Origin of the sequence: Flavicella sp. (assembly GCF_037132785.1) — a bacterium.
Taxonomy (GTDB): Bacteria; Bacteroidota; Bacteroidia; order Flavobacteriales; family Flavobacteriaceae; genus Flavicella.
The window spans coordinates 13,256-33,897 of record NZ_JBAHZZ010000176.1; the positions used below are offsets into that span (position 1 = coordinate 13,256).

The following is a 20,642-nucleotide window of genomic DNA, read 5'->3' on the forward strand; positions in this document are numbered from 1 at the left end:
ACAATGGGATTTTGTTTTTATAAAAAAAAGTTATGAGTGATATATCGTACTACTCTCCTGAAGGGTTAAAAAAATTAAAAGACGAATTAGAGCATTTAGAACAGGTAGAAAGACCGAGAGTTACTCAAGATATCTCTGATGCTAGGGACAAAGGAGACTTGAGTGAAAATGCAGAATACCATGCCGCAAAAGAAGAGCAATCTCATTTAGAGTTTAAGATTGCTAAACTAAAAAATGTGGTTGCCAGCGCAAGAATATTAGATGAATCTCAATTAGATCTTTCTAAAATCTTAATTCATTCAGTGGTAAAGCTAAGAAATACAGCAAACAAAATGGATTTTACCTACACATTGGTTGCTGATTCGGAAACAGATATCAAAAACGGAAAACTTTCTGTAAACTCACCTATTGGAAAAGGTTTATTAGGTTTAAAAATAGGTCAAATTGCAGAAGTTAAAGTTCCTAATGGGATTATGAGATTTGAAATTTTAGAAATTTCTAGGTAATAAAAGTCGAAAAGGCATGCTCAGAGTATGTTTAGAGCACATTTTTACATACTAATTTAAAGCCCTTTTTTTTATTTTTGAAAAGGGTTTTCTGTTTTTGAATCAAATATTTATTTTATGGAAACTATATTCACGAAAATTATCAAAGGAGAAATTCCTTCCTATAAAATTGCAGAAAATAATGATTTTTATGCTTTTCTAGACATCAATCCAAACACAAAAGGGCACACTCTTGTAGTTCCTAAAAAACCAGTTGATAAACTTTTTGATATGGACGAAACTACATATACAGCTCTTTTTAAGTATGCTCGTAAAATATCATTCGCCATAGAAAAAGTAATCGCATGCAATCGTGTTGGCCTGACTGTAATCGGATTAGAAGTGCCACATGCACATATACATCTGATTCCCTTAAACTCAATGAGTGATGCTAATTTCTCAGCTCCAAAAACAAAAATGACAGAAAAAGAATTTATAGAATTGGCTAAAAAAATTGCTTCCGAAATAAAAGATTAAACAGGTATCTGAACCTCAAAAACAGTTCCCTTTTCAAGTTCTGATTTTTTTACAAATATTTTCCCTGCATGATAATCTTCAACGACTCGTCTAGACAGAGATAGACCTAAGCCCCAACCTCTTTTCTTAGTTGTAAAACCCGTAGTGAAAATTTTCCTATACAGTTTTTTTGAGATCCCTTTTCCAGTATCTTCAACAGTAAGGATTAATGTTTTCTCTGTTTTACTCAGCACAACGGTTAAAGTACCTTTTCCTGCCATCGCGTCAATTGCATTTTTAATTAGGTTTTCAAGCACCCAAGTAAAAAGCTGATCATTAATTTTTACGACAAATTTATCTAGATCCGTATAAAAATGAAAATGTATATTTTTAGAGCTTCTAGATTCAAAATAAGCCAACGTTGTTTTAAGAATTGGAAGCACATCTATCGCCAACCTTTCTGGCTCTGAACCTATTTTAGAAAAACGTTCCGCTATGACATTCAAACGCTGCACATCCTTTTTTATTTCAGGCACAATTAGAGGAACTGCATTTTCTAGTCTCATCAATTCAATCCAACCTAATAAAGAAGACAACGGCGTACCTAATTGATGTGCTGTTTCTTTAGCCATTCCAGTCCAAAGTTTATTTTGTTCAGCTATTTTATTTGATTTAAATACCAAATAAATAATTCCAGAAAACAAAACCAATATTAAAATCAACATCAATGGATAATATTGCAAACGAGTGAGCAAATCGGAATTTTTATAATAAATCACATTTTGTTTATCTTCTAAATAAGTAATGACCATTGGAGTATTTTCTGCCTTCATCAACTCTAATTGGCTGTATAGATACACAGAATCTAAGGCCTTGATAGAATCTAAGTTTCGACTCATCACAATCGCTCCTTTTTCATCAGTTACAATCATCGGTATATTGTGATTACTTTCAAATATTTTAGCCTCTAGCGAAAAATCTTGATTCAAGTTATCCGATCCAAAACGGTCATACGCAATTGCTAAAATTTCCATTTTATACCTTTCATTAATTTTGATTTTTTCTGAAAAAACATAAGTATTCCACAGTATCGCCGAAACAATACTAAAAGATGCTACTACAATAATATATTTAGAATATTTTTTCATCAACATAAACCACAATTTTTAGGAGCATAATAATAACGTAAAAATTAATCAATATTGTTCAAATACATTTAACAGAAATTTTATATCTTTAATAATGTTGATAAGTTATCGCAATAGGAACAAAAAAAACACGCCACAAAAGGATAAATTATTATAAATTTGTATCACTCCTTTTTGAAAGGTTTCATCAAGAAAAATAATTTAATTCATAAAGAAATGCAAGTAACAGGAAAAGTTAAATTGATCAATGCAGAGCAAACATTCGGAAGCAATGGATTCAGAAAACGAGAATTAGTTGTTACTACGGAAGAACAATATCCTCAATCAATTTTGATTGAATTCGTTCAAGACAAATGTGATTTGTTAAACAATTTTAATATTGGGCAAGATGTAACTGTATCCATCAATATAAGAGGAAGAGAGTGGGTAAATCCAGAGGGAGAAACTAAGTATTTCAACTCTATCCAAGGATGGAGAATTGAAGCAGCTCAGGCTGCAGGAGCTCCTGCAGAAAATAATTTTGAAACAACTAGCGCACCAACTGTTAGCAGTAATGAATCAGAAGATGACTTACCTTTCTAAGATTATCTAATAAAATTTTAGAGGCTGTCTATTTTAGACAGCCTCTTTTTTTGGAACATAAACTCGTAAGAATTAAAGAAATCCAATAGCAAAGGATTCTCAAAAAACTTATATTTGCAAAAAAAACACCGATGCAATACAAAAGAATATTATTAAAACTGAGTGGAGAGTCTTTAATGGGCAAAAGGCAATATGGAATTGACCCAACTAGATTGTCTGATTACGCTCAAGAAATCAAAGCTATTGTTGACAAAGGCATTGAAGTTGCAATTGTAATCGGTGGAGGAAATATTTTTAGAGGTGTTGCAGGTGCAAGTAATGGAATGGATCGAGTACAAGGAGATTATATGGGAATGCTAGCCACTTGCATCAATGGATTAGCTCTACAAAGCGCTATTGAATCTGCGGGTGTAAGTACTCGTTTACAAACAGCAATTAAAATGGAGCAGGTAGCTGAATCTTTTATCAAAAGAAAAGCCGTTCGTCACTTAGAAAAAGGACGTGTCGTTATTTTCGGAGCTGGAACAGGAAACCCTTACTTTACGACAGATACCGCTGCCGTTTTAAGAGCTATTGAAATATCGGCTGATGTAATATTAAAAGGAACTCGTGTAGATGGTATTTATTCTGCTGATCCAGAAAAAGATCCTACCGCAACAAAATTCGACCATATTACTCACCAAAGTGTATTAGACAAAGGTTTAAAAATAATGGACCTAACAGCATTTACTTTAAGTCAAGAAAACAATTTACCTATTATTGTATTTAACATGGACACAGAAGGAAACCTTCAGAAATTACTTTCTGGAGAAAAAATAGGAACTGTAGTATCAGCCAAACAATAAACTGAACAATTTAAATATTCATTATGAACGAAGAAATAGAATTTATCATTGATAGTGCTAAAGAACAAATGAACGATGCTGTAGAACATTTGACTAAAGAATTCAGTAATATTAGAGCTGGCAAAGCTACTCCAGGTATGTTAGGAAGCGTCATGGTAGACTATTATGGTTCTCAAACTAAATTGAGCCAAGTTGCCAATGTAAATACACCTGATGGTAGAACTATTACTGTTCAGCCATGGGAAAAACAACTGATTACTGAAATTGAAAAAGGTATTTTATTTGCAAACTTGGGATTTAATCCTATGAACAACGGTGAAAGTATTATTATTAATGTACCACCGCTTACCGAAGAAAGACGTCGTGAATTATCTAAAATTGCGAAAGCTGCTGCAGAGCACGGAAAGGTAAGTATTAGAAATGCTCGTAAAGACGCAAATAATGAAATCAAAAAATCAGATATTTCTGATGATGAAAAGAAAAATACGGAAGCAGACGTTCAAACATTAACAGATTCATTTATTAAAAAAATTGATGAAGTATATACTGTTAAAGATGGAGAAATCATGAAAGTATAATTTCTTTTAAAATCTATAAAAAAGTACCCTGACCTTATGGACTGGGTACTTTTTTTGTTTAACCAATCCATTTTTTAAAATCTTTAACCTTCTCCCTACTTACAATTATTTCACTCTCTGAAAAAGAATGCAAAACCAATTTTAACCTGCTATTGGTATAAGATATAATGTCTTTTATGGCATTGATATTTACATGAAATTTCCTGCTTACTCTATAAAACTTTAAAGGATCTAATCCCGAATCAATCTCATCCAAAGTCCCATCGATCAAAAAACTTCTATTATTTTGAGTCGCAATATATGTTCCTTTATTTTCACTATAAAAACATTCCACCTCATCAATAGGGATCATCTTTAAATGCTGCCCTAGTTGCACCGTAAATCGCTCTTTATAACTCTTCTCTAATGGGTTTACCAATAGCTTTCGTATCTGATCTAAATCAACCTGTAGAGATTGTTTATTCATATGGTTTGCAAAAAATTTATCAACTGCACTTTTTAATTCTTTATGATCAATCGGTTTTAATAAATAATCAATACTATTTAATTTAAAAGCTTTTAGAGCATATTCATCGTAGGCCGTTGTAAAAATGATGGCACTATCTACTTTAACTTGTTCAAAAATTTCAAAACACAAACCATCTGACAATTGAATATCCAATAGAATCAAATCAGGATGTTTATTCTCATGAAGCCACGTAACAGACTCTTCTACAGAATGTAATATCGCCAAAACATCTCTTCCTATCGTCTTTAACATTCTAGTCAACCTCCTAGCTGAAGGTTTTTCGTCTTCTATAATGATTATTTTCATTGTTTATATACTCTTTAATTTTTCGTTTTTCCCATTTAGAAGTTTTCCCTAAAACTCTAAAGCCATGCATAAACAATCCAAACCCCCAGCCAAATAAAGGAAATAATGACCAAATAAACTCCGAGATTTCTGAGTAATTCCTATACCCCAAAAAAGGCATAACAACACAATAGATTGCCAAATGAATATAAAATCGTCTAATGGATTTAACTTTAAGCACTGCTCTAGTATATCTTTCTTCTTCTTCTGATACTTGTTTATTCATCACACAGAAATTAAAATTGATCTGAGTCCATAAACTGCTGTACCTTTTTCTGCTCCCATGTATTGTTAAACCCAAGTAAGCGAATCCCTTTGATAGACAAACCTAAACCCCAGCCCAACATTGGATACCAAAACCATTGAAGACTCCAATCTGTTCTATAATTCAAGATTGCCAGAAAAGGAATGACAACACAATAAGATGCCAATCCATAATAGAATCCTTTTAATGCATCTACTCGTTTTTTAGCTCTAAGATATTTCTCACTTTGATTTATATAATCTGTTTGCATAATTTTTATTTCTTTGGTTAAAAGCGGTAACTTCACCTGAAAAACTTCAGAATCAGAAATCACCTCAACAAGCTTTTTAGTAATCAGAGCATAACGTTGTTTGATGTTTTCTAGACCTACTTTAGTACTTTTCTCTAAAGAAGCTTTTGGTCTATTATTATTCTCGATGACTAGAAAACTGTCTTGCTCATAAATTTTTATCTGAAGCGGAATTTTAGAACTTATTATATTATGCTTTACAGCATTTTCCAATAATAACTGTAACGATAAAGGAACTACCTTATAATCAGGATTGCTTATTCGCTCTGGCAAACTATATTCAATTCCATCCTCAAACCTCATTTTTAACAACTGCATATAAGATTTGGCGAATTTCAATTCCTCTTCTAAAGGAATTAAATTTTTGTCTTTTTGCTCTAATACATAGCGATATACTTTGGACAAACCCGTTGTAAATTCTCCTGCTTTAATAGGGTTCTCTTCAATCAAAGAAGTCAATACATTTAAACTATTAAATAAAAAATGAGGATCTAACTGATTTTTTAAAGATTCGTATTTAGCCGTTTCTGTCTTGGCCACAATTTGCGATTCTGTAACTTTTTTATCCTGATATTTATAATAATAATAAAAAACATGAAAAACAATAACGATCGTTAAACTGATCCACAAACCAAAAGAATAATACCTCCACTGCTCATCTTGCATAAAAGTTTCAAATAAAACCTCTTTTAGATAAACCTTTGTAAAAACACGGAGAAAAAACAAACCAGACAAACTTATGGTAACCGAACCAATAATTCCAATAACAACACGAAATGGCCAATTTCTATCTTTCCATTTTATACGGTTCAATCCATAAAAAAAAGCAAGATTTGAAAAAGTCAATACAAACGAATACAACTGATTTATTCCTAAATGATAGAATAATTCGTTATAAGATTCAAAATTAAAATCTGAATAAAAAAAATTACCTAGTAAAGAAGTAGCTATTCCAATTGCACATGCAAGCAATACGTTTTTCAAAAATCTATTCATAATTATAACTTACAGTTCGCTAAAGTATTTTTTGCTCGATCTTCTCCCCAATTTGGGTAAAATGGTGACGATAATTCAAATGTAGCAAAAAGTTCGATAGATTTTTCTAGATCCTTACAAAATGGCTCTGTAGACTTTCCATAAAATTTGGCTCCACCAATATTCCACTTCGCCTGGCAATAAACTACCCTAGGGTTTGAAGGTGTAAGATTTTTTGCTTTTTTATAAAGTTTGCTAATTTTTCTAGAATACTTTCTTCCATAAGTAGCATCATCAAAAGCAACCCAAGAAGTATGCAACAAAGCCTGAAGAACTATAATTTCTGAATTATTTTTTGATAGTTTCTTTGCACTATCAAGATACTCTTGCCCTTTTTTAAGTTTCGTGTCTAAAAGAGTTTCGTCTTTTAAACCAAAACTTGAAGTGATTTCTATTTGTGCTGCATAATAAAAAGGCAACCAGTCGTCCTGCTCTGCATTTGCAATACGCTCAAACAGATGGATAGCTTCACTATTTTTTTGTTCCTGCCATAAACCAAATGCTTTTTGCATCCCTTTTTCATAACTAGAGTGATTTGGTTGAGCTGATACTGCAATCGTTATACTGAATACTAAAAATGTTATAATTTTTCTCATCATAAATTGTTTTTTAATGTTGATACAAAGGTGTTATTTAATTAAATTGTTAGAAAAAATCAGAAACTCAACTGTTCCTTTTTCAGGATGAATTGTAATTTATAACCTACCTAAAGATTATCTAATTGATTCTCCGTTCCTTTTTCACTTATCGTCCGGAAAAAACCTATAAAGAAGAATCTGTCTGCAGAAGGCAATAAAGCTCTACTTTTATAAATCCCGTTACTAGTAGCTGTTTTAGAATACTGATAGCCATTTATATTTTGTCTCCCTAAAACATTATTTACAGATAGATAAAGGATTTCTTGCTGTGAAATCAAATAAGCCCAATTTAAACTTAAGCTACCATAAGCAGTCGTTTTCTGATTTAAAAAACCCGATCTATTCGGATCTGTATACGTTCTCCCAGAGGCATATGTATAACTCAACCCTAGTTGACTTTTCCAACCTTCTACCCAATGTTTTACCACTACAGATACATTATGCCTATTCACAAAATTGGGTTGCGCCTTTGTTTGGTAATTTTTAAAATCTCTTTCACTAGCTAAATAAGAATAACTCAGCCAATAATCCGTATTTTTAAAACTTGTATTATCTCTCCAAAACAGATCCAAACCATTTGCGTAACCATAACCTTTTGAGGTGTAATTTGTAGTTAAATCAGGTCGTTCAGTGTCGTATCTCACCAAATTATCATAGTTCTTAGCATACAATTCCGCTCTAAAAATCCGACCCTTTTTATTGAATTGATAATTTAAAATATAATGTTGAGTCTCTGCCGAGCCTATATTTTTATCAAATTTTAAATATTGATTGCCCGCAGCTTGTTTAAAATCTCCGTAAGCAAAAGAAACCTGACCAAATTTAGATACCTTATATGCCAGTGACACTCTTGGTGATAAAGATATTTTTTGCTCTAAGTGAGAATACTCTGCTCGAAACCCCGCTTTTAAAACCAAATCCTTAGAAAAGAATAGATCCATTTCAGAATACGCCGCCGCAATCTTTTTTGTAAAGCCATAATTGATTTTTGTACTATTTTTATCAGTATAACCTTCGTCAAATTGAGTTATAAAATACTCGCCACCAAAACTCAATTGAAACCTACTAGAAAAAAAATGTTTGATTTTCAATTTTCCATGCACAGAATTCTCCACATCCTCAATCTCACTAAACTGAATATCATTTTTTAACTGGCCATACGTATAACTCATACCAGTAATAATAGACCAACCATCACCCAAAACTCCTTTATAAGAACCATTAAAATAAACATTCTTGTTTTTTAATGCATCCTGTATGCCTTCAGCAAAATTAATATCCTCTTGAATCACTTCAAAGCTACTTACATCAAAAGCGGTGTATAATTTTAATAAGCCATTTGTAAACTTATGTCGATAAACAGTTTCCCCGGATAATGATTCGTAGGGTTTGATCCATTCATTCCTGTCTTGGAATACTCCATTATAAGGGCCTAAATTAAGATAGGATATATTGACACTTAAAGAATTTTTATTCCATATTTTAGTATTCCCCACACTAACACCAACACTCATAATGCCAACATCTGTTTTCTCTTGCTCAGGTTCATTAATGGTATTTAGCAACAAAACACTTGACAGTGCCTGACCGTATTCTGCGGAATAACCTCCTGTAGAAAAGGTCATTCCTTCAAATAAAAATGGCGAATACCGTCCTCTGGTAGGTGTATTATTTTCCGTTGAAAGGTAAGGAGTAAAGACACGAATTCCATCTATAAAAATTTGGGTTTCATCAGCCTCTCCTCCCCTTACAAACAACCGACCATCTTCTGCAACTGTTGACGTACCTGGCATTGTTTGAAAGGCAGCAATTGGATCTCCCAACGCACTAGCCGTGGTTACAACATCTAATGGTTTTAAAGTTGCTATTTTACTATTGTCTCCTGATGAAAAAGAACCTGCAGAAATAACAACAGCATCTAAAGAGTTGACATCTTCTTTTAAACTTAACACCAGTGAATTCATTAAATTTACCTCAGCTACAATCTCTTTTGTTTCAAAAGAGATATAAGAAATCACCAAACTTTGACTTCCTTTTTTTTGAGTTACAAATTCAAATCGCCCTTTTTCATCAGTTATAGACCCTGCATAGGACCCTTTTATATACACGTTAGCCCCAATGATAGGTATTTTACTGTGATCTAAAACGACTCCACTTATACTTGTTTGAGCGCAAATAATTGTTGAACTTAAAAAAAACAAGACCCCTAAAATATATATTATTTTCATTTGACTTTTGATTATTACAGCCCAAAAATCATATAAATCAATAGATTACAAAATTAATAAAGTCTCAATTGTCGAGTTTTAAAGATGAATTGTAATGAATCGAGCTCTTATTTTTTACAAAATCTACTATATAACTGTTTATCTTAAACGAAAAACTATAAGCATATGCTTAACAGTTATTTATATAATTTTTTTAGTTCTACTAACGATTATTCATTATTTTTGCAGAAACTTTCTTACACTCGTAATTTAACCTCTAAGGTTTCAGCATTAATCGCTCATCAACAAAATAATGAGCTACACGACTAATAAATATTCTGCAAACTAAAAAACAATTGTAGGATATAAAAGGAATAATTATGATAATACACAAAACATTTATAGGCATATTCTTTTTCTTTGCAGTCTGCTTCAATACGGTTGCTCAAGAATATTGTACCCCAGAATTCATAGGAAGCAACAAAGATTATTATATTTCCAACATCACTCTGAAAACGATTGATAATTCAAGTACTAATAACGCCGACTTATACGAATATTACGATACAATTACAACAAGTCTGGAGCGTGCCATTACTTATTCTGCCTCCGTCACATACAAAGCTATAAATTACGTTGATGTTACTTTAAAGATCTGGATCGATTTTAATAATGATGGTGTTTTTGACACTACAAGTGAAGAAATCTATTCTTTCAATCACAATGAAATAAACACTGGACACTTCACAAAAAACTTCTCATTTACCGTTCCTAATACTGCTACCATAGCAACTTCAAGAATGAGAGTTTCCATCAGGCAGAATATAACCAATGCAAACCCCTGTGATTTAGGCTATCAAAAAGGAGAAGTAGAAGATTATAATATCAACATCATCGAAACAAATCAAGCTCCGACAGCAAACTGTATTGGAGATTTAGACATCACTTTAGACGTTTCTGGGAATGCAACAATTAGCCCAAGTGATATTAATAATGGATCTACAGATGACTATGACGCTGACAACTTATTTTTAAGCATCGATAAAACTCAATTTAACTGTGATGACGTTGGCATTCCAAGCACAGTAACATTAACGGTTGAAGATTCTCAAGGATTAACAAGCACTTGTACAACAACTGTGAATGTATCTAAGTATACTGGCGATTTTATAGCTCCAATTATCGAACCAACTACAGCGTATTGTAGTTATACTGCAACGATTCCTGTTTTAAATTTTCAGTGTCGTGAACTAATAGAAGCGACAACTACAGACGATACTTATTTTTCTAATACAGGAACTTTTACAATTGATTGGCATTTTGATTATGGTGGTACAACTGTTACGAGCACTGAAACCATCATTATAGAAACACCTATAACTCCTTCAAATATATTAATTTCAGATACTACGGAAAGTACAGCTACTATTATTTGGGATGCTAACGGAGCTTCCGATTTTAAAATAAGACACAAGCCTACAACAGAGGATAACTGGACTGAATCCATTTCGTCTACAAATTCAATTAGTTTAACAGACCTTTATGATGGTATTGAATATGAAATTCAAATTAAAGTTAATGTTCCATGTAATGATTACAGTTCTTCTGAAACATTTACAACTATTGAAATTGAATATTGCGATAGTAATTTAAACAGTAGTGGTAACAGTAGTTATTACATAACCAACACTTCTATTGGATCTATTGATAACGATAGTGACAATAGCGCAGACGAATACACTTATTACTCAGGAGTCTCTACAGACCTTACAGCAGGTGAAACTTTTTCCGGATCAATTAAGTATACCCGAGCGGGATACGGCGTTACCGCCATAGTTGTTTGGATTGATTTTAATAATGATGGTGATTTTGACGACGAAGGAGAAAAAATCTATAGTAAGGTTATCCCAGGTGATTCCGCTACACAAATCACAATCGAGCTTACAGATATACTTATCCCTGAAACAGCCAAAGAAGGAAAAACTAGAATGCGGATTAGTATTAGTCAGAACGCAGCGCTAGATTCGGCCTGTAATTTCAATTATCGAGAAGGTGAGATGGAAGATTATGATATTTACATAATCCCCAAAAACCAAAGTACCTTTGAAGCTGCCATGTTTACACAAATTTATCATTATTCAACAACAGAAAGATGGATAGAAATTAGCAATTCTAGTTTGGAAATAATTCCAGAAAACACTTTAAACCTTGCTTTATACAAAAACAAAACAGGTTCACAATCGGGGATTACACCAGATGCAACCTATACCGTTTCTTCTTCAATACCTGTAGGAAATTCTGTATTAATCAACAGTAGCTCTTCCGTTTTAAGCAATTATCAAACAAACGTTTTAACAGATGATTTGATTACCGATTTTGATGATGAGAATGATATTTTAATCATTTCTTCCAAAACAGATAATACCGCTTGGGACAATAGGTTTGATATCGCTAATATTAAAAACAATACTTCTACTGTCAGAGTCGATGAAATCACAACCTACAATTCTGACATCGATTCCTCTGAATGGGTTTCCTTTGTGGATGACAACTTAGACTCTTATCGAGATTTGGCTAATGGAGGACCTGAAAGGCATCCTCACGCTCCATTAATTTCCGAGGTAGATAATGCAGATTTGAACACAAATATTTTATTAGGTTCTCATTTTTTCAACCTGACAAACAGAGAAAATAACGATTGGACAAACGGCTTACCAGACCGTTCTAGAGCAGTGGTTGTAAGCGAAGATTACAGTCTTGTTGAACTTCTATCTGCCAGAAGATTAGAGATTTCTTCTTCCTCAAAACTTACAGTAACAAACAGCCTGCTTTTAGTGTCAGACAATCTCAATATCAACTCAGGCTCTGAGATTAGGCTTGCTGGCACCTCACAATTAATACAAACGCATACAAGTGAAAAAAACACATCGGGAATCGGCAAACTATATATTGATCAAAAATCAAATATTACGAGTATTTATAGATACAATTATTTAAGCTCTCCCGTTAATACTATAGGAGCTTCCAATTATACTATAGCTTCTGTTTTAAAAGATGGAACAGAAGTAACAAGCGCCAATTCAACTGCTTTAGACATCAATTTTGTAGGAGGTAATGACGGTAGTGCTACCGACCCTATTTCGATAGCCGAATACTGGATTTATACCTATGCCAACGGTGATGGTGGTTTATCCAATTGGCTGCAAAAAAATTCAGATAAAACCATCGAGCAAGTGCATGGTTTTACCTTAAAAGGACCAGGAGTTGCACAAAATTACACTTTTGTAGGAACCCCAAAAGACGGAGAATTAACTACAACTATTGGAATCTATCAAACTTCTTTGGTAGGAAACCCCTATACATCAGCAATCAGTGCAAATAAATTTATAGAAGACAATACAAATTCCATTGATGGCACTTTATATTTTTGGGAACATGTAGGGGTTGAAGACGAAAATAGTTCGGACACTTCTGGACATTACTACGCAGGTTATATTGGCGGTTATGGAACTCGAAATATTTCTATGGGATTAGCTGCGAACCTGGTTGAATCAAATGACGACGAGGATCCCTCCACTCCTTCTTTGGGAGACGGCATCTATAAAACACCTAAAGAGTATATTGCTGTGGGTCAAGGATTTTTTGTTAGCAGCGTAAATGGAGGCACAGTTACCTTTAATAATAGTCAACGAGAATTTATCAAATTAGGTGATCAATCTACATTTTTTAAAAACAAAAAAACAAAAAAAGAAACATCTTTATCTCTAGATAATGACAATTCTAATCTTCCAATTATTAAGTTAGGCCTTAACTATATTAATGATGAAGCTATAAATATGCATAGACAAATCGGAATTTCATTCAACGAAAATAATTCATTCGCCCATGATAATGGATATGATTCAGTTCTTTTCGACTTAGGTTCAACTGATATTTACTGGAAATTCCCCGACAACGACAGAAAATACAGCATTTCAGGCGTACAACAACTCCATGAAGACCTCGAAGTGCCTCTTGTTTTAGTAATGGGATATACTGGAGATATTACAATAACCATTGATGAATGGCAGGCCATAAACAGAGATGTATTTATCAAAGATAAATTAACAAATCAAACCTATAAAATAAACGACAATAAGGTTACTCTTTTTCTAAATGAAGATCTATACGAAGATCGTTTTGTATTAACTTTTAAATTAGAGGACTCCTTAAATAACAACAGTGATTTAATCACCGAAAAATTATATATCTACTACAATTCCAATAAAGAAAAAATAGTCATCGATAATATAAACAGCACAAATATTGAAAACGTTTATTTGTACAACATCGTTGGATCTTTAATTCAAACCTGGAACACTTTTGAAGATATTTCAAAGGAAGAACTAGCCATTTCAAATTTAACAAGCGGAATTTATATTGTAAAGGTAAATTCCAATGGAAAAACGATTGCTAAACAAATACTTGTTCCTTAATTTTTAAATGAAGGTATTTATACTTCCTGTTTTACAAACATAAACTCCATAATTGAAATTTAGTGTTTTGTATTTACTTCCTAGGAGTTAGCATCAAATGATTTTTTAGCCTTTTATAAAACAAACCAAGATGAAACTTGGTGTATTTATGAAAGGCTGAATTATTATGATCTTTTTTACTTCTTGTTTTTAATTTAAACACACTCTCTACAGTCGACTTTTCTATCTTATCTTAAAAAAACAAACACCTGAATAACAGTTGGTTAAAATAAGTTTTGTTATACTAACGATTATTTATTAAATTTGAATCGAAATTTCATCCACAGATATACTATTAAAATTTAATAAATAATCGCTCATCAATAAAATTATTAGCTACACGACTAAAAAAAACAGCAAACGAAAAAACAATTGTAGAATATAAAATAAACAATTATGGAAATACACAAAAGACTTTTAGGTTTGTTTTTTTTCTTTGCGGTCTGCTTTAATACAGTTGCTCAAAACTATTGTAGTCCAGGAAACATAGGAAACAATGAACGTTATCACATCTCCAACGTCACTCTTGAAACTATTAATAACCAAAGTGATCATCAATCTAACAATTACGAGTATTATGAGACTATTACAACGAGTCTAGAACGTGCCACTACTTATTCTGCCTCAGTTACTTACGAAACTAACAATAAAGTTAGTTATTTAAAAGTCTGGATCGATTTTAATAATGATGGTGTTTTTGACATTACAAGTGAAGAAATATATTCTTTTGAACGTACATCAACAGACGCTGGTACTTACACAAAAAACTTTACATTTACCGTTCCTAATGATGCTACCATAGCAACCTCAAGGCTGAGAGTTTCCATCATCCAGAGTTCAGAAAATGAAGATCCTTGTGATTTAGGCAATCAAAAAGGAGAAGTAGAAGATTATAATATTAACATAATAACTCTAAAAGACCGAAGTGCCTTTGAAGCAGCTATCTTTACACAAATTTATCATTATTCAACAACAGAAAGATGGATCGAAATCAGCAATTCTAGTTCGGAAGCAATTCCAGAAAACATCATAAATATAGCTTTATACAAAAACAAAACAGGTTCACAATCGGGAATTACACCAGATGCAACTTATACAATTCCTTCTTCAATATCAACAGGGAACTCTGTATTAATCAACAGTAGTATTTCAGTTTTAAATAATTATCAAACAAACGTTTTAACAAATGATTTTATTGCCAATTTTGATGACGAGAATGATATTTTGATCATTTCTTACACAACAGATAACACCGCTTGGGATAATAGATTTGACATCGCTAATATTAAAAATAATACTTCTACTGTTAGAATCGATGAAATCACAAACTACAATTCTGACATCAATGCCTCCGAATGGATTTCTTTTATAGATGATAACCTAGACCCTTATAAAGATTTAGCTAATGGAGGACCTGAAAGACATCCTCACGCTCCATTAATTTCCGAGGTAAATACTGCAGCAACAAATACAAATATTTTATTAGGCTCACATTTTTTTGGTCAGACAATCAGAGAAGGCAGCGATTGGACAAATGGCCTGCCAGACCGTTCTAGAGCAGTAGTTGTAAGTGAAGATTACAGCATCTCTACATCTCTGTCTGCCAGGAGTTTAGAGGTCTCGTCTTCCTCAAAATTTACAATAACAGACAGCTTACTTTTAGTATCAGACAATCTCAATATCAACTCAGACGCTGAGATTAGGCTTGCTGGCACCTCACAATTAATACAAACGCATACAAGTGAAAAAAACACATCGGGAATCGGCAAACTATATATTGATCAAAAATCAAATGTTGCGAGTATTTATAGATACAATTATTTAAGCTCTCCCGTTAATACTATAGGAGCTTCCAATTATACTGTAGCTTCTGTTTTAAAAGATGGAACAGAAGTAACAAGCGCCAATTCAACTGCTTTAGACATCAATTTCGTAGGAGGTTACGACGGAAGTACTACCAGTCCTATTTCAATAGCCGAATACTGGATTTACACCTATTCCAACGGTGATGGTGGTTTATCCAATTGGCTGCAAAAAAAATCAGATGGAATCATCGAACAAGTGAATGGCTTTACCTTAAAGGGACCAGGAGTTGCACAAAATTACACTTTTGTAGGAACTCCAAAAGACGGAATATTAACGACGACTATTGGTGGCTTTCAAACTTCTTTAATAGGAAATCCCTATACATCAGCAATCAGTGCAAAAAAATTCATAGAAGACAATTCAAATGTCATTGATGGTACTTTATATTTTTGGGAACATGTAGGAGTTGAAGACGAAAATAGCTCGGACACTTCTGGACATTACTACGCAGGTTATATTGGCGGTTATGGAACTCGAAATATTTCTATGGGATTAGCTGCGAACCTGGTTGAATCAAATGACGATGAGGATTCCTCCACACCTTCTTTGGGAGACGGCTCCTATAAAGCACCTAAAGAGTATATTGCTGTGGGTCAAGGATTTTTTGTGTCTAGTAATTCTGTTGGAGGTACAATAACCTTTAATAATAGTCAACGAGAATTTATCAAACTAGGTGATCAATCTACATTTTTTAAAATCGAAAAAACAAAAAAAGAAATATCCTTATCTCTAGCTAATGACAATTCTAATCTTCCAATTATTAAGTTAGGCCTTAACTATATTAATGATGAAGCTATAAATATGCATAGACAAATCGGAATTTCATTCAACAAAAACAATTCATTCGCCCATGACAATGGATATGATTCAGTTCTTTTCGACTTAGGTTCAACTGATATTTACTGGAAATTTCCCGACAACGACAGAAAATATAGCATTTCAGGCGTACAACAACTCCATGAAGACCTTGAAATACCTCTTGTTTTAGTAATGGGATATACTGGAGATATTACAATAACCATTGATGAATGGCAGGCCATAAACAGAGATGTATTTATCAAAGATAAATTAACAAATCAAACCTATAAAATAAACGACAATAAAATTACCCTTTTTCTAAATGAAGATCTATACGAAGATCGTTTTGTATTAACTTTTAAATTAGATGACTCCTTAAATAACAACAGTGATTTAATCACTGAAAAATTATATATCTACTACAATTCCAATAAAGAAAAAATAGTCATCGATAATACAAACAGTACAAATATTGAAAACGTTTATTTGTACAACATCGTTGGATCTTTAATTCAAACCTGGAACACTTCTGAAGATGTTTCAAAGGAAGAACTAGCAGTTTCAAATTTAACAAGCGGAATTTATATTGTAAAGGTAAATTCCAAAGGAAAAACGATTGCTAAACAAATACTTGTTCCTTAATTTTTAAATGGAGGAATTGATGCTTTAAGGTTTGTATTTTATTGGAAGATGCACCACTTTTTTGGTTTCAAAAAAATCTTCTTTAAAATAATCCGATAAATTGTAAAGTGTTGTACTTGTAAAAACGGAAAGCTCTGCGGTTAAATCACCTCCTTTTAGGTATAAAATTCCATTTCTTAATTTATGCTTTTGCTTTTTGGTGATTTTTTTTCGTACCCATTTTACAAAATCAGGCATGGTGGTTACTGCTCTACTCACAATAAAGTCAAATTCCCCCTTTACTTTTTCCGCGCGTATATGATCTGCTTTTAAATTTTTTAAACCCAAAGCTTCTGCAACCTCTTGAACTACCTTAATTTTTTTTCCAATTGAATCTACCAATAGAAATTCTGTTTCAGGAAAAAGAATCGCTAATGGAATTCCAGGAAAACCACCACCAGTCCCAACATCCAATATTTTTGCTCCAGGGACAAAGGCTTGAATTTTTGCAATACCCAAAGAATGTAATATATGACGGATATACAATTCATCAATATCTTTACGAGATATCACATTAATTTTTGAATTCCAATCTTTATACAGATTTTCTAACTTTTCAAATTGACTCACTTGTAAGTCACTAAGCTCTGGAAAATATTTTTTTATTAATTTCATATTCGAATCAATTTGGAGGTAAAAGTAATATCTTTTAATTATCTTATAGTGTATTAATATGAATTATTAAATTTGTGTGAGCTAAAAAAAGGTTATTTTTGCAATTGATTCATAACACATGGAAAAAATAAATTTCTCTAGAATAGACAGTGCGAAGTTTTTTAGAACTTTAAACAAACGAGTAAATGGCTATTTTAAAGAAAATAAAATTGCTCGAACGGGTAATTGGAAGTTATATTTCAAGGCAGTTTTAGTGTTTACTTTATTATTTATACCCTATCTTATCGTATTAACTGTTTCTTTACCGAACTGGGCAATGTTATTGCTTATGATTATATGCGGAATAGGAATGGCTGGCGTAGGAATGAATGTGATGCACGATAGTAATCACGGTTCCTTTTCGAACAAAAAATGGGTAAACCAATTAATGGGAAGCAGTATTTATATCCTAGCTGGAAACGTTTACAACTGGAAAGTACAGCATAATGTTTTACACCATACATATACAAATATAAAAGGACATGATGAAGATATAGATGCGGGTAGAATAATTCGTTTCTCTAAACACTCGGAATGGTTAAAAATTCATCATCTACAAAAATATTATTCATTTTTCCTTTATGGACTATTAACAATCAACTGGGCGATTACAACAGATTTCAAACAGACAAAACGTTATTTAAAAAGAGGACTCTCTTATGGAGACTTCCCAAACCCAAAGATTCAATGGCTTACTTTAATTCTCTCTAAAGTTTTATACTATTCATTTTGGGTAGGATTACCGATAATTTACTTAGACCTTGCTTGGTGGGAAATTTTTATTGGCTTTTTTGCGATGCATTATACAGCAGGACTGATATTGAGTTTGGTCTTTCAGTTGGCTCATGTTGTACCCAATACGGACATGCCATTACCTGACAAGAACGGAAACATGGAACATACTTGGGCGATACACCAATTATTTACAACTTCAAACTTTGCACCAGACAGTAAATTTGTAACCTTTTGTACAGGTGGATTAAATCACCAAGTAGAACATCATATATTTCCACATGTTTCCCATATTCATTATGGAAAACTAGCGAAAATAGTCAAAGAAACGACTAAGGAATTTAACTTGCCTTATCATGAATACAAAACGATGACAAGGGCAATAAAAGAACATTTCCATCAGTTAAAAACATTAGGAATAAACCCTGTTTATCATTAAATACATTATGTTTACTCTTCAAATCAAATAACCCAACTTTATTAGTAATGAAACAATTATCAGACAGAATTAACAGTTTACCAACATCTGCTACTTTAGCAATGGCTGCTAAAGCAAGAGAACTGAAAGAACAAGGAAAAGACATTATCAGTTTAAGTTTAGGGGAACCAGACTTTAATACTCCTGAATTCATTAAAGAGGCTGCTATACAAGCTGTAAAGGACAACTACAATTCTTACAGTCCAGTAAATGGATATTTAGATTTACGTGAATCTATTTGTAAAAAATTTAAAAGAGACAATAATCTTTCGTATAATCCAAACCAAATTGTGGTTTCTACGGGTGCTAAACAATCCATTGCGAATGTTGCACAAGTACTATTAAACCCAGGTGACGAAGTTTTACTACCAGCTCCTTACTGGGTTAGTTATTCTGCTATTTCAATTTTAGCTGAAGCAACTTACGTAGAAATCCCTTCTTCTATTGATACAGATTTTAAAATCACTCCAGAGCAATTAGAAGCAGCAATCACTCCTAAATCAAAATTAATTTTCTTTAACTCTCCTAACAATCCTAGTGGAACTGTTTATTCTGAAGAAGAATACAGAGCCTTGGCTAAAGTTTTAGAAAAATACCCTAATATTTTTGTGGTTTCAGATGAAATCTACGAGCATATCAATTATGGAGTTGGAAACTTTAGTTTTGCTGCCATCGAAAGTATGTACGACAGAACGATTACCATTAATGGAGTTGCAAAAGCTTTTGCTATGACAGGATGGAGAATTGGATATATTGGAGCGCCTGAATGGATTGCTAAAGCATGTAACAAACTTCAAGGACAGATTACCTCAGGTGCTAACTGTATCGCTCAAAGAGCAACAATTACTGCTTTAGATGCTCCTGTAACTAAAATTGGCTATATGGTAGATGAATTCCACAAAAGAAGAGATATCGTTTTAGACCTTTTAGGAAAAGTTAAAGGATTTAAATTAAACATCCCAGAAGGAGCATTTTATGTATTCCCGGATATTTCTTATTTCTTTGGAAAGACTATAAAAGGAAATAAAATTAAAACAGCTTCAGATTTCTCTATGTTTTTATTGGAACATGCGAACATCGCAACAGTAACAGGAGAAGCATTTGGCGCACCTGATTGTATTAGAATGTCTTATGCTGCTTCAGAAGAACAATTAAGAGAAGCTATTGAAAGAATTAAAAAGGTACTAGCATAAAGTCAAGCTCTTAGTAAATAAATATAAAATCCTCGGGACAAACTCCCGAGGATTTTATATTTAAAAAACGTTCAAACAACACCCTTCACCTATTATCAAATTACAGCATTCAAACATCAATGAACAGCCTGTTATAAATATAAATAAGACCGTTGCATAATGCTCTTTTCAGTTTTAGATTTCAATTTTGACTTTTTAAATCTAAAATTTATATTTTTTTTTCTTATTTTCATTGTTTATCTTAGTTATGGATCTATTTTTTGGTTCATTTTCCTTTAGTTTTTA

General features: G+C 32.6%; 16 protein-coding genes. 9 read left to right on the forward strand and 7 right to left on the reverse strand.

All coding sequences use genetic code 11. From position 1 onward, the window contains the following. Positions 1-32: 32 nt before the first annotated feature. Both greA and V5787_RS11045 read left to right on the forward strand, forming a co-directional pair. Positions 33-506: a transcription elongation factor GreA gene (gene greA / locus V5787_RS11040; RefSeq protein ID WP_336893271.1), complete on the forward strand. Its 474-nt coding sequence runs from the start codon at positions 33-35 to the stop codon at positions 504-506. A 117-nt stretch (positions 507-623) separates the two neighbouring features. Further along, positions 624-1,022: an HIT domain-containing protein gene (locus tag V5787_RS11045; RefSeq protein WP_336893272.1), complete on the forward strand. Its 399-nt coding sequence runs from the start codon at positions 624-626 to the stop codon at positions 1,020-1,022. Here the strand turns inward: V5787_RS11045 and V5787_RS11050 are convergent. Continuing rightward, positions 1,019-2,155: a HAMP domain-containing sensor histidine kinase gene (locus V5787_RS11050; RefSeq protein WP_336893273.1), complete on the reverse strand. Its 1,137-nt coding sequence runs from the start codon at positions 2,153-2,155 to the stop codon at positions 1,019-1,021. The two genes, V5787_RS11045 and V5787_RS11050, sit on opposite strands and share 4 nt — an antisense overlap. A gap of 210 nt (positions 2,156-2,365) precedes the next feature. On the opposite strand from V5787_RS11050, the gene V5787_RS11055 reads away from it, so the two are divergent. The 3 genes from V5787_RS11055 to frr all read left to right on the forward strand — a co-directional run bounded on the left by V5787_RS11055 (position 2,366) and on the right by frr (position 4,154). After that, the gene (locus V5787_RS11055) at positions 2,366-2,731 is read left to right on the forward strand and encodes a DUF3127 domain-containing protein (RefSeq protein WP_336893274.1); all 366 of its coding nucleotides are present in this window, start codon (positions 2,366-2,368) and stop codon (positions 2,729-2,731) included. Between the two features lie 131 nt (positions 2,732-2,862). Then, positions 2,863-3,576 carry a UMP kinase gene (gene pyrH, locus V5787_RS11060; RefSeq protein ID WP_336893275.1) on the forward strand — a complete coding sequence of 238 codons (714 nt, stop codon included), beginning with the start codon at positions 2,863-2,865 and terminating at the stop codon, positions 3,574-3,576. A 23-nt stretch (positions 3,577-3,599) separates the two neighbouring features. Beyond that, the gene (gene frr / locus V5787_RS11065; protein ID WP_336893276.1) at positions 3,600-4,154 is read left to right on the forward strand and encodes a ribosome recycling factor; all 555 of its coding nucleotides are present in this window, start codon (positions 3,600-3,602) and stop codon (positions 4,152-4,154) included. A 58-nt stretch (positions 4,155-4,212) separates the two neighbouring features. Here the strand turns inward: frr and V5787_RS11070 are convergent, their stop codons facing one another. The 5 genes from V5787_RS11070 to V5787_RS11090 all read right to left on the reverse strand — a co-directional run bounded on the left by V5787_RS11070 (position 4,213) and on the right by V5787_RS11090 (position 9,462). Further along, positions 4,213-4,968, reverse strand: a complete 756-nt coding sequence (locus V5787_RS11070) for a LytTR family DNA-binding domain-containing protein (protein ID WP_336893277.1) — start codon at positions 4,966-4,968, stop codon at positions 4,213-4,215. Further along, positions 4,928-5,233 carry a 2TM domain-containing protein gene (locus V5787_RS11075; protein ID WP_336893278.1) on the reverse strand — a complete coding sequence of 102 codons (306 nt, stop codon included), beginning with the start codon at positions 5,231-5,233 and terminating at the stop codon, positions 4,928-4,930. The genes V5787_RS11070 and V5787_RS11075 overlap by 41 nt, the downstream gene beginning before the upstream one ends. A gap of 10 nt (positions 5,234-5,243) precedes the next feature. Beyond that, positions 5,244-6,557: a histidine kinase gene (locus V5787_RS11080; RefSeq protein ID WP_336893279.1), complete on the reverse strand. Its 1,314-nt coding sequence runs from the start codon at positions 6,555-6,557 to the stop codon at positions 5,244-5,246. A gap of 2 nt (positions 6,558-6,559) precedes the next feature. Continuing rightward, a complete protein-coding gene (locus V5787_RS11085) occupies positions 6,560-7,195 on the reverse strand; it encodes a hypothetical protein (protein ID WP_336893280.1) in 636 nt (211 codons plus the stop codon). Between the two features lie 107 nt (positions 7,196-7,302). Further along, the gene (locus tag V5787_RS11090) at positions 7,303-9,462 is read right to left on the reverse strand and encodes a TonB-dependent receptor (RefSeq protein ID WP_336893281.1); all 2,160 of its coding nucleotides are present in this window, start codon (positions 9,460-9,462) and stop codon (positions 7,303-7,305) included. Positions 9,463-9,821: 359 nt separating this feature from the next. On the opposite strand from V5787_RS11090, the gene V5787_RS11095 reads away from it, so the two are divergent. Both V5787_RS11095 and V5787_RS11100 read left to right on the forward strand, forming a co-directional pair. Then, positions 9,822-13,916 carry a GEVED domain-containing protein gene (locus V5787_RS11095; RefSeq protein ID WP_336893282.1) on the forward strand — a complete coding sequence of 1,365 codons (4,095 nt, stop codon included), beginning with the start codon at positions 9,822-9,824 and terminating at the stop codon, positions 13,914-13,916. 435 nt (positions 13,917-14,351) lie between these two features. Next, positions 14,352-17,261 (forward strand): GEVED domain-containing protein, encoded by a 2,910-nt coding sequence (locus V5787_RS11100; protein ID WP_336893283.1) that lies wholly within the window; start codon positions 14,352-14,354, stop codon positions 17,259-17,261. A 24-nt stretch (positions 17,262-17,285) separates the two neighbouring features. Here V5787_RS11100 and rsmG read toward each other — a convergent pair whose 3' ends face one another. Then, positions 17,286-17,915, reverse strand: coding sequence for a 16S rRNA (guanine(527)-N(7))-methyltransferase RsmG (rsmG, locus tag V5787_RS11105; protein WP_336893284.1), 630 nt, complete (start codon positions 17,913-17,915; stop codon positions 17,286-17,288). Positions 17,916-18,033: 118 nt separating this feature from the next. Here rsmG and V5787_RS11110 point away from each other — a divergent pair, with 118 nt between their 5' ends. Then, positions 18,034-19,125 (forward strand): acyl-CoA desaturase, encoded by a 1,092-nt coding sequence (locus V5787_RS11110; RefSeq protein ID WP_336893285.1) that lies wholly within the window; start codon positions 18,034-18,036, stop codon positions 19,123-19,125. Between the two features lie 47 nt (positions 19,126-19,172). Then, positions 19,173-20,357, forward strand: a complete 1,185-nt coding sequence (locus V5787_RS11115) for a pyridoxal phosphate-dependent aminotransferase (protein ID WP_336893286.1) — start codon at positions 19,173-19,175, stop codon at positions 20,355-20,357. Positions 20,358-20,642 lie beyond the last annotated feature (285 nt).